We start from the raw sequence: 11,858 nt of genomic DNA, 5'->3' as shown, positions 1-11,858 counted from the left end.
AGTCAGATAATTCTGCTTCCAGGAGCCGGCGGCCTCCCCGGGATCTCACTTGCTGCACCTCCCAGCGGGAGGCATGCCCAAGATACAAGGAGCCGCTTCAGCGGCGATGGGTGCTGCCGGGACATGGCCCGCTGCCGCGGATTCGCCGCTGAAGCGGCTCCCACAGACTGGCTCCCATAGATCGGCTCCCGTAGATCGGCTCCCGCAGATCGGCTGTCACAGGTCGGCGCCTACATTTCAAATATCGCCGTACAAGGCCTGCAGCGCCGCGATCGCGGCGAGGCCGGCCGTTTCGGTGCGCAGGATGCGCGGCCCCAGCTTGAGGCCCGTGAAGCCCGCAGCGGCCAGTGCCGTACGGTCGCGCTCACCGAAGCCACCTTCCGGCCCGATGGCAAGGATGGCAGCGTCGGTGAGCCGGAGTTCGCCGGGGCGTTTCGAGCCTTCGGGTAAGAGGGCCAGACGCATGGGCCCACCTTCGCCCAGCGAAGCGAGCCACGCTGCCAGCGGCTGTGCGGCGTCGATGACCGGTACACGGGCACGCCCCGACTGTTCGCACGCGCTCGACGCCACGGCGCGCCAGTGCGCCAGGCGCTTTTCGCTGCGGGCGGCATCCAGCTTCACTTCGGAGCGCTCGGTCAGGAGCGGGACGATGCGTGCGATGCCGAGTTCGGTCGCCTTCTGCACAATCAGGTCCATCTTCTCGCCGCGTGCCACGCCCTGGGCGAGGATGAGGGACAGCGGCGACTCATTGGTGACCAGGCGGCCTTCGCCCACCGAAGCGACCACCTCGCGCTTGCCAACCGATGCCAGGGTCGCGTCGAACTCCATGCCGTCATTACCGGCGAACAGCACCACGGGCGCCCCCACCTCCATGCGCAGCACGCGGGCGACATGCTCGCCGGCCTGGGCAGGCAGGGTGACGTCCCGGCCGCTGGCGAGCGGCATGTCGACGTGGATGCGGATGGTTCGCATGAATGAGCCTTGTGTCACGGAACGTCCATTGTAGCCAGCGACGGGGATCGCTATCGTCGGTCCATTCCGACGGAGCCCGTGCATGCCCATCGCCTGGTACTTCGATTTCGTATCCATGTTCAGCTGGCTGCAGTGGCCGGCGGTGCGTGAGTTGAGCAAGACGCATGAGGTGTCGTTACGGCCGATGCTGTTCGGTGCCCTGTTGAAGCAGATGGAACAACGTGGCCCGGCCGAGATCGAGGGCAAGCGCGAGTTCACCTATCGCTACGCCTTGTGGCGCGCGCGGCAGGCCAACGTACCGCTGAAGTTTCCGCCGACCCATCCGTTCAATCCGTTGCCGGCCCTCCGTCTGTGCGTTGCGGCGGGTGGCACCGTCGAAGCCGTGGGATCGATCTTCGAGTGGATCTGGGCTCATGGTCGCGCGGCGGATACGCCGGAGGCGCTGGCACCGCTGGCTGCCTCGCTGGGTATCACCGACCTGCGTGCCGCGCTGTCGGCACCCGAGGTGAAGGCGTCGCTGCAGGCCAACTTCGAGCTGGCCATGCAGGCCCGCGTTTTCGGCGTACCGACGCTCGCCATCGGCAGCGAATTGTTCTGGGGCGCGGACGCCCACGCCTTCGCCATGGATTTCCTTGCTCATCCCGATCTGTTCGACGACGAGGAGATGGCCCGCCTCGGCGATCTTCCGATCGGTTTGTCGCGGATCTAGGCCACGGCCTTTTCGATGCCCGCGATAGCGGTGTCGATCATGAAGTCGATCTCGCCTTCGGTAATGACATAGGGCGGCATGAAGTACACGATGTTGCCGAGGGGCCGCAGCAGCGCGCCCTGTTCCAGGCCGTGGCGGTACACGCGAAGACCACGCCGGTCGGCGGCGGGGAAGGGCGCGCGCGTCGCCTTGTCGGCGACCAGTTCGATCGCGGCGATCAGGCCGGTCTGGCGGACGTCGGCGACATGCGGATGATCGACGAGCGGCGCAATCCGCTTTGCCATGTGGGCGGCAAGCGCGCGGTTGCGCTCGAGCACGGGGTCGTCCCGGAAAATCTTCAGCGTGGCGGTGGCGGCACGGCAGGCCAGCGGGTTGCCGGTATAGCTGTGCGAGTGCAGGAACGCTTTACCCGCCGCGTACTCGGCATAGAAAGCCTGGTAGACGTCCTGCGTGGTGACGACCGCCGATAGCGGCAGGAAGCCGCCCGTCAGGCCCTTGGACAGGCACATGAAGTCGGGCGAGACGCCTGCCTGTTCGCAGGCGAAAAGGCTGCCGGTGCGACCGAAGCCGACGGCGATTTCGTCGGCGATGAAGTGCACGCGGAATTCGTCACAGAGGGCGCGCAGGCCAGTGAGGTACGAGGCGTCGTACATGCGCATGCCACCGGCACACTGGACCAGGGGCTCGACGATCACCGCACAGGTTTCGTGTGCATGGCGTTCGAGCAGTGCGCGCATCTGGCCCAGGCGGCGCGTCGCAATTTCCTTCGGGGTCTCGCCGGGTTCGCCTTCGTAGGTATCCGGTGAGGGTGCGAGCTCGGGGGTCAGCAGGAGCGGTGCGTAGGTCTTGCGGTAGAGCGCCACGTCGCTGACCGAGAGTGCGCCAAGGGTCTCGCCGTGGTAGCTGCCGGTGAGGGCGATGAAGCGGGTCTTCTCGCCATGACCCTGGTTGAGCCAGTAGTGGAAGCTCATCTTCAGCGCCACTTCGATCGCGGCTGAGCCGTTGTCTGCCAGGAAGACGCGATCGAGTCCCTGCGGCGTGATACGGACCAGCTCTTCGGCCAGTTCCACCGCCGGCTCATGGGTGAAGCCGGCGAAGATGACGTGCTCGAGGCGGTCCAGTTGGTCTTTCAGGGCGCCGGCGATGCGCGGCTCCGCATGGCCGAACAGGTTGGTCCACCAGGAGCTGACGGCATCCAGGTAACGTTTGCCGTCCGCGCCGACCAGCCACGCCCCTTCGCCGCGTACCACGGGTACCATGGGCAGGGTTTCGTGGTCGTGCATCTGGGTGCACGGGTGCCAGAGGACGGACAGGTCGCGCGCGACGAGCGCGTCGGCTGCCTGAGGAACGAAAAGGGCGTCGGTCATCCGCCCATGATCGCCCCCTGCCGTCCGGTCCTCAAGTCGAAAGGTGAGGTGATCGTTTGAAGTGGTTCCGTCGGATCGGCCTGGTTGTCGTCCTGCTGGCGTTCGCCGCCGGTCTGTTCTACTGGTTCATGCCCGCCGGCGTGGCCGCGTCCCTCCTCGCCCGGCGCGCGCACGGTTTCGTGCTCGACGACGTCTCGGGGACCGTCTGGAACGGCCGGGCCGGCAAGGTCACGACCGTCGATGGACGCGAGCTGGGCGCCCTGACCTGGCACCTGGGCCGTGATGCCATCCTCGGGCGCACCCATCTTGACCTGAATCTCGACGGTCGTGCGGGTCGGTTCCAGGGGCACCTGGAGCGCCCCGACGCGGACCACTCGATCTGGACGGGCATCGACTTCCGCCTGGATGCGGCAGCCCTGAGCGGTCCGGCGCTCCCACCGGAGCTGATTCCGGTCGGGGTCATCGAAGGCAAGGTGCCGCGCGCGGAGCTACAGGGCAACTGGCCGGTGGCACTGGACGCCGACGTGCTCTGGCGCGCCGCTGCCGTCAAAACACCCGAAGGCCACATCACGCTCGGCGGTATCGCGCTGAAGGCCGCCAGCCAGGGCGGCATCCTGCGTGCGACGCTCGCCGACGACGGTCAGGGCTCACTGGTGGTTCATGCCGCGCTTGCCGCGACGCCACTTGGCTGGCGACTCGATGGCAAACTGGTGCCGCGCATCGAGGACACCGCGCTGTCCCACCTCATCGCGCGTTTCGGTCCGCTGGGCCGCGACGGCGCCGTCAACCTTCAACGCAAGGCGGGGCTCGCGCCCTCGATCATCACGCCATGACCGACACCCTCGACAAGGCCCTCGCCGCCGCTCGCGACGCTGCCGGCGCGGCCGCCGACATCATCCTGCATTACTGGCGCACCGGCGTTGACGTGATCGTCAAGGGCGACGACACACCGGTGACCATTGCCGATCGCGAAGCGGAAATGGCCATCCGCGGCATCCTCGCCAAGGCGCTGCCCGAGGCAGGCATCTATGGCGAGGAATATGGTGCGGACGATACCTCGCGCGAATACCTCTGGCTGGTCGATCCCCTCGACGGGACCAAAAGCTTCGTCCGCCGCACGCCGTTCTTCTCGACCCAGATCGCGCTGATGCACCGCGGCGAACTCGTGCTCGGGGTTTCCTCGGCGCCTGTCTACGGCGAGCGCATGTGGGCCGTGCGCGGGCGTGGCGCATGGCTCGATGGCGAACCGGTCCGCGTCGCTGCCACGGCATCGATGGCCGATGCGTCGATATCCACCGGTAACGTGAAGACACTGACCGCGGATGCTCGCTGGAATGTACTGGGTGGCATGATTCGCGACAGCAACCGCATTCGCGGATACGGCGATTTCTGCCATTACCATCTGCTCGCACGTGGTGGACTCGACCTCGTCGTCGAGTCCGATGTGAACATTCTCGACATCGCGGCACTGGCAGTCATCGTGCGCGAGGCCGGTGGTGTGTTCACCGATCTCGACGGTGCGCCGCTCGGTCTGGAAACACGCGGCGTGCTGGCGGGAACGCCGGCCATCCATGCCACGGCGCTGGCGAGACTGACCGGGGCTACAATCGACCGATGAACAAACGTCCGAAGATCCTGGCGACGCGCGACGCGCCCGACAGCCCCTTCCGCCGCGTGGAAGACGTGGACCTGGAGTTTTCCAACGGCGAACGCCGCACGTACCAGCGCCTCAAGGGTGGCGGGTTCGGTGCCGTGCTGATTGTCGCGATGCGTGATCCGGAAACCGTGTTGCTGGTGCGCGAATACGGCGTCGGCGTGGATCGCTACGAACTGGGCGTGCCCAAGGGGCGCCTCGATCGCGACGAAACAGCCGAGCAGGGCGCCGACCGTGAGCTGAAGGAAGAGGTCGGTTTCGGCGCACGCAAGCTGAAGATCCTCGGGACACTCTCCTTGTCGCCGTCGTACATGACGCATCTGGGTCACGTCGTGCTGGCCGAGGATCTCTACCCGGAACGCCTGCAGGGCGACGAACCCGAGGAACTGGAAGTCGTACCCTGGCGGATGGACAACCTGCACGAGTTGATCGCCCGCGACGATGTCACCGAAGGGCGCTCCATCGCCGCCCTCTTCATGGCCCGCGAGTACCTCGCCGGCCGTTACAAGCCTACGTGACCGCGGCGCCCTGCGACCGCTGGCTCGACCCCGTCTGTGCTATCGCACAGCGTGCGGCCGAAGCGATCCTCACCGTTTACTCGCAGGATTTCGAGGTCATCTGCAAGGATGACAATTCCCCGGTCACCGCCGCCGATCTCGCCGCGCAGCGCGTGATCGAAGAAGGCCTGCATGAACTCGCGCCCGGCGTGCCGGTGATCTCCGAAGAAGCGCTTGCCGCGCCCTGGTCCGAGCGACGCACCTGGCGCCGCTACTGGCTGGTCGACCCGCTCGATGGCACGCGCGAGTTTGTCAAACGCAACGGCGAGTTCAGTGTGAACATCGCGCTGATCGAAGACCATCGTCCCGTGCTCGGCGTGGTGCTGGCACCGGTCACCGGCGATCTCTACGCCGCCGCGCGCGATTGCGGGGCCTGGCGGCAGAGTTCGCCTACGGCCGAACGGGTCGCCATCCGCGTCCGGCCGGCCGGCGGGTTGCTGCGCGTGACCGGTAGCCGTTCGCATACGGGCGTGCGCGCTGCGACACTGCTCGACCGCCTCGGCGAACACGAGACCTTTGCGCTCGGTTCCTCGCTGAAGTTCTGCGTCATCGCGCGCGGCGATGCGGACATCTACCTGCGTCTGGGCGCGACATCGGAGTGGGATACCGCGGCCGCGCAGTGCGTCCTCGAGGAAGCCGGCGGAGCCGTACTGGATCTCGCCGGTCGCCCGTTCCGTTACAACACGCGCGATTCGCTGATCAATCCAGAATTCATCGCCTGCGGCGACACGTCCATCGACTGGGCCGGGCGACTCATCGATCCCGAGGATGCCGCATGACGCGACCGGTGGACGAACTCATCGCCATCATGGCGCGCCTGCGCGATCCGGAAAACGGTTGCCCCTGGGACGTGAAGCAGAGCTTCGCGACCATCGCGCCGTACACCATCGAGGAGGCGTACGAAGTCGCCGATGCGATCGATCGTAACGACATGGTCGACCTGCGCGACGAGCTGGGCGACCTGCTGCTGCAGGTGGTGTTTCATTCCCGTATGGCCGAGGAAGCCGGGCATTTCGCGTTTGGCGACGTGGTCGCGGGTATCTGCGACAAGATGGTCCGCCGTCATCCGCACGTGTTCGAGGACGTCAGGCACGAAGACCTGGCGGCACAGTCGCGCGACTGGGACCGGCTGAAGGCCGAAGAGCGGGCGGCGAAGGGTGGTGAAGACAACAGCGCGCTGGCTGGTATTTCGCACGGCCTGCCAGAATGGCAGCGTGCGGTGAAGCTGCAGAAACGGGCGGCGAACGTCGGTTTCGACTGGCCCGATCATCGTCCGGTGCTCGACAAGATGGCGGAAGAAATCGAAGAAGTGCGCCACGAGTTCGACAACGGTGCCGACGAAGAGCGGCTTGCCGACGAAATCGGTGACGTGCTGTTTGTCGCGGCGAACCTTGCACGGCATGCGAAGGTCGATGTAACGCGCGCGTTGCGTGGAGCGAACGCGAAGTTCGAGCGCCGGTTCCGGGCGATGGAGGCGGTTGCGGCATCCGAGGGACGCTCGCTGGCGTCGTATCCATTGGAAGAGCAGGAAGCGTTGTGGGTTCGTGTGAAGCGCGAGGGTGTTTGAATTGGCGCTGCGCGCCATCGCCGCTGAAGCGGCTCCCACATTTATGCGGCTCCCACATTTATGCGGCTTTCTGTGGGAGCCGCTTCAGCGGCGATGGGTGCTCGCGATAACGCACGAAGAAACGGGGCCCAAGGGCCCCGTTTCTGTCTAACGACTTACTTGCTGCTCGAAGCCGAACCCGCCGCAGCGCGCTGCTGCATGCGTGCCTTGAACGCTTCCATCTCCTGGTGACGCTTCTGGTCCAGGGCGAGGTTCTCGTCGAGGCTCTTGCGCAGCGTGGAGATCGCGGTGTCCACGTTGGCCGGCTGCATCTGCACGCGGGCAAGGTGACGGTAGGCGTAGTCGCGTACGCGCGGGTTCTGCGACTTGGCGAGGACTTCGTTGTACAGCGCTGGCAGTTCCTTGCTACGGCCGGTCAGCACGTAGAGGCGCTCGAGGCTGTGCAGGTCGCCGATGACGCCGCCCTGTTCCTTGCCCCGGCCGTGCCCGGCCCATTCGCCGCGGCCATGGTCACCACCACGGCCCTGGTGGCCGTCACGGCCCCACTGGCCGTCGTGACCCCACTTCTGGCCCTGACCAGCGGAGGCGCCCGCCTGGGCGGAGCGTGCGGCTGGCGCCGACGGGGACTGCGGAGCGGCATCCTGCGCGAACGCGAAGGCGGTCGAGCCGGCGAGGAGGAGGGACGCGGCACTGGCGATCAGGGTCTTGCGTTGCATAGGTTGTCTCCCGGTTAGGTGTTGCACGGGGAAAAACGTGCCGCCTCGCCACCGGTTGACCGGTTCGTTGCCGGCCGGTCAGCTTCGTGTGAAGAAATGAGAAAGCTGCAACCTTTTTCACCTGGGCGGCATCCATCACCGGTACACCGAATCACTACAGGAGCAAAATCATGCGCCACCTGATCCTCGCCGCCCTTCTCCTGGCGCCGGCCGCCGCCATGGCCGACAGCAGCGACTGCAAGTTTCACGCGGACCGTAACCTCGACCTCAACCTGTCCGGCGTTCGCAGCGTGACCTTCGTCGTCAATGCCTACGAGCTTCATGTCGAAGGGAGCGCACCCGCGGGCAAGGGCACCGTGAGGGGCAAGGCCTGCGCATCCACCCAGGACGCGCTAGACAGGCTATCGGTGACGCAAAGGCGCGAGGGCGACACCGTCGTCGTCGAATTGACGAACGACACCTACCACACCTGGAGCTTCGGCCACAGCGCCAGCGACCTCAAGGTCGAAGCGGCCGTGCCGGCGTCCATCGCGGTGACGATCAATGTGGGCTCGGGTGAAGCGAAGGCGCGCGGTCTCGCGACGCTCGACAGCACGGTGGGTTCTGGCGAACTCGAGGCTCATGACATCAAGGGTGCCTTCAACACCACGGTGGGCTCCGGTGAGGTGAAGATCGACAACACCGGTGCGGTCGAAGTGAGCACGGTGGGCTCGGGCTCATTCGCGGCAACCGGCGTGAATGGGGGTGTCCGCATCGCCACCGTGGGTTCGGGTGAAGCGAAGCTTCGCGATGTCACCGGTGATGTCAGCGTGGGAACGGTCGGCTCCGGCGAGATCGACGTCGACGGCGTCAAGGGCAACCTGACCGTCAACACCAAGGGCAGCGGCGATGTATCGCAGCGTGGCGTGACCGGCAAGGTCGACGTTCCGCGGGACCGCTAAAGCATCGCGCCGGGGCATGCACGCTCCGGCGACGCGACCACCCGATATGATCCCGTCCTGGCCGGCGGGATCCTATTCATGACGTGGTTGCCCGAATCGTTGCGCGCCCTGCGACGCGACGTTTTCTTTCTCGTACTTCTGGCGGTGCTCGTCGTCCTGGCGATCGCGAAGCCCTCGCGCCTTCCCGACTGGCCGGCGCTCGTGGACTGGCCGACCATCGCCGCGCTGGCGGGCCTGCTCTTGTTGACCAAGGCCGTGGAATCCAGCGGCGCGCTCCATGTGGCCGGACACTGGTTGATCGAACGGACGTCGACACGCCGCATCGCGGCGCTCGGCCTGGTTGCCGCGACGGCCCTGTTGTCGATGCTGCTCACCAACGACGTATCGCTGTTCGTGATGGTGCCACTCACCCTGAGCATGTGCCGCATCGCGCGCATGCCCGCGACGCGCCTGGTGGTGTTCGAAGCACTCGCGGTGAACGCGGGTTCGATGCTCACACCGATCGGCAATCCGCAGAACCTGTTCCTGTGGCAGCAGTGGAACAACGGATTCGGCGCCTTCGTCTGGGCCATGTTGCCGCTGGTGGCGATCACACTGGCACTCCTGCTCGTGGTGACCGCGCTGGCCTTTCCGGGCGTGGCGCTGCAGGTGCACGAGGAGAGCGAGCAGCAGGTCGACCGACAGATGTTGATCGTTGCCGCGGTGCTCTACCTACCCTTCCTGATCCTGGCCGATTTCCATCATGCGGCATGGGGACTGCTCGGCGTGATGGTGGTCTTCCTGGCCTTCCGCCGTCGTATCGTCGCGAGCATCGACTGGGGGCTGCTGCTGACCTTCGTGCTGATGTTCATCGACCTGCGCATGCTTGCCGGGCTCGACGGCGTGAAGCACTTCCTCGGCGGCCTGGGGCTGGACCAGCCATCGCATCTCTACGCGACGGGTGCCCTGGCTTCGCAGGTGGTCAGCAATGTGCCGGCGGCGATCCTGCTCGCGGAGTACTCAAAAGACTGGCGCACGATTGCCTGGGGCGTGAACGCGGGTGGCTTCGGCTTCGTGCTGGGTTCGTTGGCGAACCTGATCGCCTTGCGGCTGCTGGGTGAGCGCAAGGCGTGGGCTACGTTCCACCTGTGGTCGCTGCCGTTTTTCGTCGTCGTCGGCGTGATCGGCTGGGCGCTTCTTTGATTGAACTGTGGGAGCCGCTTCAGCGGCGATCCCGCAGGGCCATCAAGCTTTGCGGTTGCCGTGCGCGCCGGTGTTGCTGTTGCCCTTGTCGAACTTCGCGATGAAATCGCGGACATCGGGGTAAACCACATCGCGCCAGCGGCGGCCGCTGAAGATGCCGTAGTGACCGGCGCCTTCCACAGTGATGTGCTTCTTCAGCTTCTTCGGAATGCCCTTGCACAGGCCGTGCGCGGCTTCGGTCTGGCCGAGGCCGGAGATATCGTCGAGCTCGCCTTCGATGGTGAGCAGGGCCGTATTCTTGATTTTCGCCGGCAGCACGCGCTCGCCGTGGACGTCCCACGTGCCCATCGGCAGGCGATGTTCCTGGAACACGGTTTCGATGGTGTCGAGGTAATACTCTGCCGGCATGTCGAGCACGGCGTTGTACTCGTCGTAGAACTTGCGATGCTGCTCGGCGTCGTCGAGGTCGCCCTTGCGCAGGTTCTCATAGAAGTCCCAATGCGACATGACGTGGCGGCTCGGGTTCATCGCCAGGAAACCCGCATGCTGCAGGAAGCCGGGGTAGACCTCACGGCCGGCGCCCGGGTACTGGTAGGGCACCTTGTGGATCAGCTGGTTGCGGAACCAGGACAGCGGCCGCGTCGTCGCCAGGTTGTCCACGCTGGTGGGGCTCTTGCGCGTGTCGATCGGGCCACCCATGAGGGTGAGCGTCAGCGGCGTATCTTCACCGCGAGCGGCCATGAGCGAGACGGCGGCGAGCACCGGCACGGTCGGCTGGCACACCGAGACCACGTGCGCGCGATGCACGCCGACGTGGCGGATGAACTCTTCCACGTAGGTCACGTAATCGGCGAGCGAGAACGAGCCTTCGTCGGTGGGAATCATGCGCGCGTCGACCCAGTCGGTGATGTACACCTTGTGGTCACGCAGCAGCGTGCGCACGGTGTCGCGCAGCAGGGTCGAGTGGTGGCCCGACAGCGGCGCGACGATGAGTACGGCCGGGTCGTTCTTCATGCGGTCGACCGTGGCCTGGTCGTCGGAGAAACGCTTGAAGCGCTTGAGCGTGCAGAACGGCTTGGCCATGGCGACCTGCTCGACGATGGCGACTTCGTGGCCGTGCGCCTGCACCGTATGGATGCCGAACTCGGGCTTTTCGTACGCCTTGCCCAGCCGGAACATGAGCTCATAGCCCGCGGCAGCGCGGTCGGCGCCTGGCATGCGGGCAAACGGGCTGGCGATGTCGCCAAACATCTTCGCGCTCGCTTCAGCCCAGTAGGTGAGGGGGCTGAGCATCGAGCGTTGGAATTCGTGCATGAGATAGAGCATGCAGGGTCCGGGGGGCGGGGAGGTGGCGCATCATAACCACTTGCGCCGCGTCATATGTAAAGCCCCTGTTTTTACTCGATTTAAGTGCTGGCCTTGCGGCAGACCAGCAGGACTTCGTCGACGCCGGGGGCCGGGGCGAAGCCCGGTGTGAAGGCCAGGGCCTTCTGGAAGCGGACGCCGAGAGGCATGAAAACCTTGTTGTACCACCACATGGCGCGGGCCCTCTTGTGGGTGAGGTACCACTGGCCCAGGTCGAGCAACTTCGAGGATTTGGGCTGCATGCCGTACACGGCGCTGCGTTCGATGGTGAAGCCGTGCCGGGCCAGCAGGGCGCGGATGGCCTCGGGCTCGTAGCGGCGGAAGTGGCCGACGAAGTCATCGAAGGCGGTCCAGGCCTCGGGATGCAGGGGCACCGAGATCAGCAGGCGGGCGCCGGGCTCGGCCACGCGGGCGAGTTCACCCAGGGCGCCTTCGTCATCCACCACATGCTCGAGGATGTCGAACGCGCACACGAAGTCGAAACTGCCGTCGCGGAAGGGCAGTGCGCCGATCATGGCGTTGGCGACCCTGGCCCCGTGGCGGGAGAGCTCAGCCAGGGCTGGCCGGCTGAGGTCGACGAATTGGGTATCGGCCAGCGGGAGGCGCGGACGCAGGCCTGGTGCCACTTCCAGCCGGCGCGAGGTCTGCGCCGCCAGTTCGGCCACCAATGGCCAGGTGTTGAAACGCTCCGGCGCGAACAGCTTCGCTTCGGACCACAGCGCGTCGTAGAAGCGCTTGTTTCTGCCGATCAGGTCGGCGTCGGTACGCGGGGCAGGCGGGCCCGAGGTAAAGGATGCAACAGTCATGCGGTACCTCGGGCGGTAGACA

The 11,858-nt window shown here is 66.0% G+C and carries 13 protein-coding genes; 8 read left to right on the top strand and 5 right to left on the bottom strand.

Annotated elements, in window-relative coordinates; translation table 11 throughout:
• Nucleotides 1–237: 237 nt before the first annotated feature.
• Nucleotides 238–972, bottom strand: a complete 735-nt coding sequence (locus tag C8J98_RS17570; RefSeq protein WP_107914470.1) for a 16S rRNA (uracil(1498)-N(3))-methyltransferase — start codon at nucleotides 970–972, stop codon at nucleotides 238–240.
• 82 nt (nucleotides 973–1,054) lie between these two features.
• Here C8J98_RS17570 and C8J98_RS17565 point away from each other — a divergent pair, with 82 nt between their 5' ends.
• On the top strand, nucleotides 1,055–1,681 hold the full coding sequence (locus C8J98_RS17565; RefSeq protein ID WP_107914469.1) for a DsbA family protein: 627 nt from the start codon (nucleotides 1,055–1,057) through the stop codon (nucleotides 1,679–1,681).
• On the opposite strand, the gene C8J98_RS17560 is transcribed toward C8J98_RS17565, so the two are convergent.
• Nucleotides 1,678–3,048: an adenosylmethionine--8-amino-7-oxononanoate transaminase gene (locus tag C8J98_RS17560; protein ID WP_107914468.1), complete on the bottom strand. Its 1,371-nt coding sequence runs from the start codon at nucleotides 3,046–3,048 to the stop codon at nucleotides 1,678–1,680. The two genes, C8J98_RS17565 and C8J98_RS17560, sit on opposite strands and share 4 nt — an antisense overlap.
• Before the next feature lie 56 nt (nucleotides 3,049–3,104).
• On the opposite strand from C8J98_RS17560, the gene gspN reads away from it, so the two are divergent.
• Genes gspN through mazG form a run of 5 tightly spaced genes read left to right on the top strand, consistent with a single transcriptional unit; the run spans nucleotide 3,105 to nucleotide 6,826 of the window.
• On the top strand, nucleotides 3,105–3,881 hold the full coding sequence (gene gspN / locus C8J98_RS17555) for a type II secretion system protein N (RefSeq protein WP_107914467.1): 777 nt from the start codon (nucleotides 3,105–3,107) through the stop codon (nucleotides 3,879–3,881).
• A complete protein-coding gene (locus tag C8J98_RS17550; RefSeq protein WP_107914466.1) occupies nucleotides 3,878–4,666 on the top strand; it encodes an inositol monophosphatase family protein in 789 nt (262 codons plus the stop codon). The genes gspN and C8J98_RS17550 overlap by 4 nt, the downstream gene beginning before the upstream one ends.
• Nucleotides 4,663–5,220 (top strand): ADP compounds hydrolase NudE, encoded by a 558-nt coding sequence (nudE, locus tag C8J98_RS17545; protein WP_107914465.1) that lies wholly within the window; start codon nucleotides 4,663–4,665, stop codon nucleotides 5,218–5,220. Before C8J98_RS17550 ends, nudE begins: the two co-directional genes overlap by 4 nt.
• A complete protein-coding gene (gene cysQ / locus C8J98_RS17540) occupies nucleotides 5,217–6,038 on the top strand; it encodes a 3'(2'),5'-bisphosphate nucleotidase CysQ (protein WP_107914464.1) in 822 nt (273 codons plus the stop codon). Before nudE ends, cysQ begins: the two co-directional genes overlap by 4 nt.
• Nucleotides 6,035–6,826: a nucleoside triphosphate pyrophosphohydrolase gene (gene mazG / locus C8J98_RS17535; RefSeq protein WP_107914463.1), complete on the top strand. Its 792-nt coding sequence runs from the start codon at nucleotides 6,035–6,037 to the stop codon at nucleotides 6,824–6,826. Before cysQ ends, mazG begins: the two co-directional genes overlap by 4 nt.
• A 155-nt stretch (nucleotides 6,827–6,981) precedes the next feature.
• Here the strand turns inward: mazG and C8J98_RS17530 are convergent, their stop codons facing one another.
• Nucleotides 6,982–7,542 (bottom strand): hypothetical protein, encoded by a 561-nt coding sequence (locus tag C8J98_RS17530; RefSeq protein WP_107914462.1) that lies wholly within the window; start codon nucleotides 7,540–7,542, stop codon nucleotides 6,982–6,984.
• Nucleotides 7,543–7,712: 170 nt separating this feature from the next.
• On the opposite strand from C8J98_RS17530, the gene C8J98_RS17525 reads away from it, so the two are divergent.
• Together C8J98_RS17525 and C8J98_RS17520 are read left to right on the top strand one after the other, a co-directional pair.
• Entirely contained in the window at nucleotides 7,713–8,483 is a 771-nt protein-coding gene (locus C8J98_RS17525) for a hypothetical protein (protein WP_107914461.1), read from the top strand.
• Nucleotides 8,484–8,561: 78 nt separating this feature from the next.
• A complete protein-coding gene (locus C8J98_RS17520) occupies nucleotides 8,562–9,665 on the top strand; it encodes an SLC13 family permease (protein ID WP_107914460.1) in 1,104 nt (367 codons plus the stop codon).
• A 42-nt stretch (nucleotides 9,666–9,707) separates the two neighbouring features.
• Here C8J98_RS17520 and phaZ read toward each other — a convergent pair whose 3' ends face one another.
• Nucleotides 9,708–10,991: a polyhydroxyalkanoate depolymerase gene (gene phaZ / locus C8J98_RS17515; RefSeq protein ID WP_107914459.1), complete on the bottom strand. Its 1,284-nt coding sequence runs from the start codon at nucleotides 10,989–10,991 to the stop codon at nucleotides 9,708–9,710.
• Between the two features lie 80 nt (nucleotides 10,992–11,071).
• On the bottom strand, nucleotides 11,072–11,836 hold the full coding sequence (locus C8J98_RS17510) for a class I SAM-dependent methyltransferase (RefSeq protein WP_107914458.1): 765 nt from the start codon (nucleotides 11,834–11,836) through the stop codon (nucleotides 11,072–11,074).
• Nucleotides 11,837–11,858 lie beyond the last annotated feature (22 nt).

The organism is Luteibacter sp. OK325 (assembly GCF_003050935.1).
Taxonomy (GTDB): Bacteria; Pseudomonadota; Gammaproteobacteria; order Xanthomonadales; family Rhodanobacteraceae; genus Luteibacter.
Note: the sequence above shows the minus strand (reverse complement) of the source record. Positions and strands in the feature narration are given on the sequence as shown.

Coding starts and splice junctions, on each gene's coding strand:
- C8J98_RS17570 (WP_107914470.1), bottom strand. CDS start 972: ATGCGAACCATCCGCATCCACGTCGACATGCCGCTCGCCAGCGGCCGG.
- C8J98_RS17565 (WP_107914469.1), top strand. CDS start 1,055: ATGCCCATCGCCTGGTACTTCGATTTCGTATCCATGTTCAGCTGGCTG.
- C8J98_RS17560 (WP_107914468.1), bottom strand. CDS start 3,048: ATGACCGACGCCCTTTTCGTTCCTCAGGCAGCCGACGCGCTCGTCGCG.
- C8J98_RS17550 (WP_107914466.1), top strand. CDS start 3,878: ATGACCGACACCCTCGACAAGGCCCTCGCCGCCGCTCGCGACGCTGCC.
- nudE (WP_107914465.1), top strand. CDS start 4,663: ATGAACAAACGTCCGAAGATCCTGGCGACGCGCGACGCGCCCGACAGC.
- mazG (WP_107914463.1), top strand. CDS start 6,035: ATGACGCGACCGGTGGACGAACTCATCGCCATCATGGCGCGCCTGCGC.
- C8J98_RS17530 (WP_107914462.1), bottom strand. CDS start 7,542: ATGCAACGCAAGACCCTGATCGCCAGTGCCGCGTCCCTCCTCCTCGCC.
- C8J98_RS17525 (WP_107914461.1), top strand. CDS start 7,713: ATGCGCCACCTGATCCTCGCCGCCCTTCTCCTGGCGCCGGCCGCCGCC.
- C8J98_RS17520 (WP_107914460.1), top strand. CDS start 8,562: ATGACGTGGTTGCCCGAATCGTTGCGCGCCCTGCGACGCGACGTTTTC.
- phaZ (WP_107914459.1), bottom strand. CDS start 10,991: ATGCTCTATCTCATGCACGAATTCCAACGCTCGATGCTCAGCCCCCTC.
- C8J98_RS17510 (WP_107914458.1), bottom strand. CDS start 11,836: ATGACTGTTGCATCCTTTACCTCGGGCCCGCCTGCCCCGCGTACCGAC.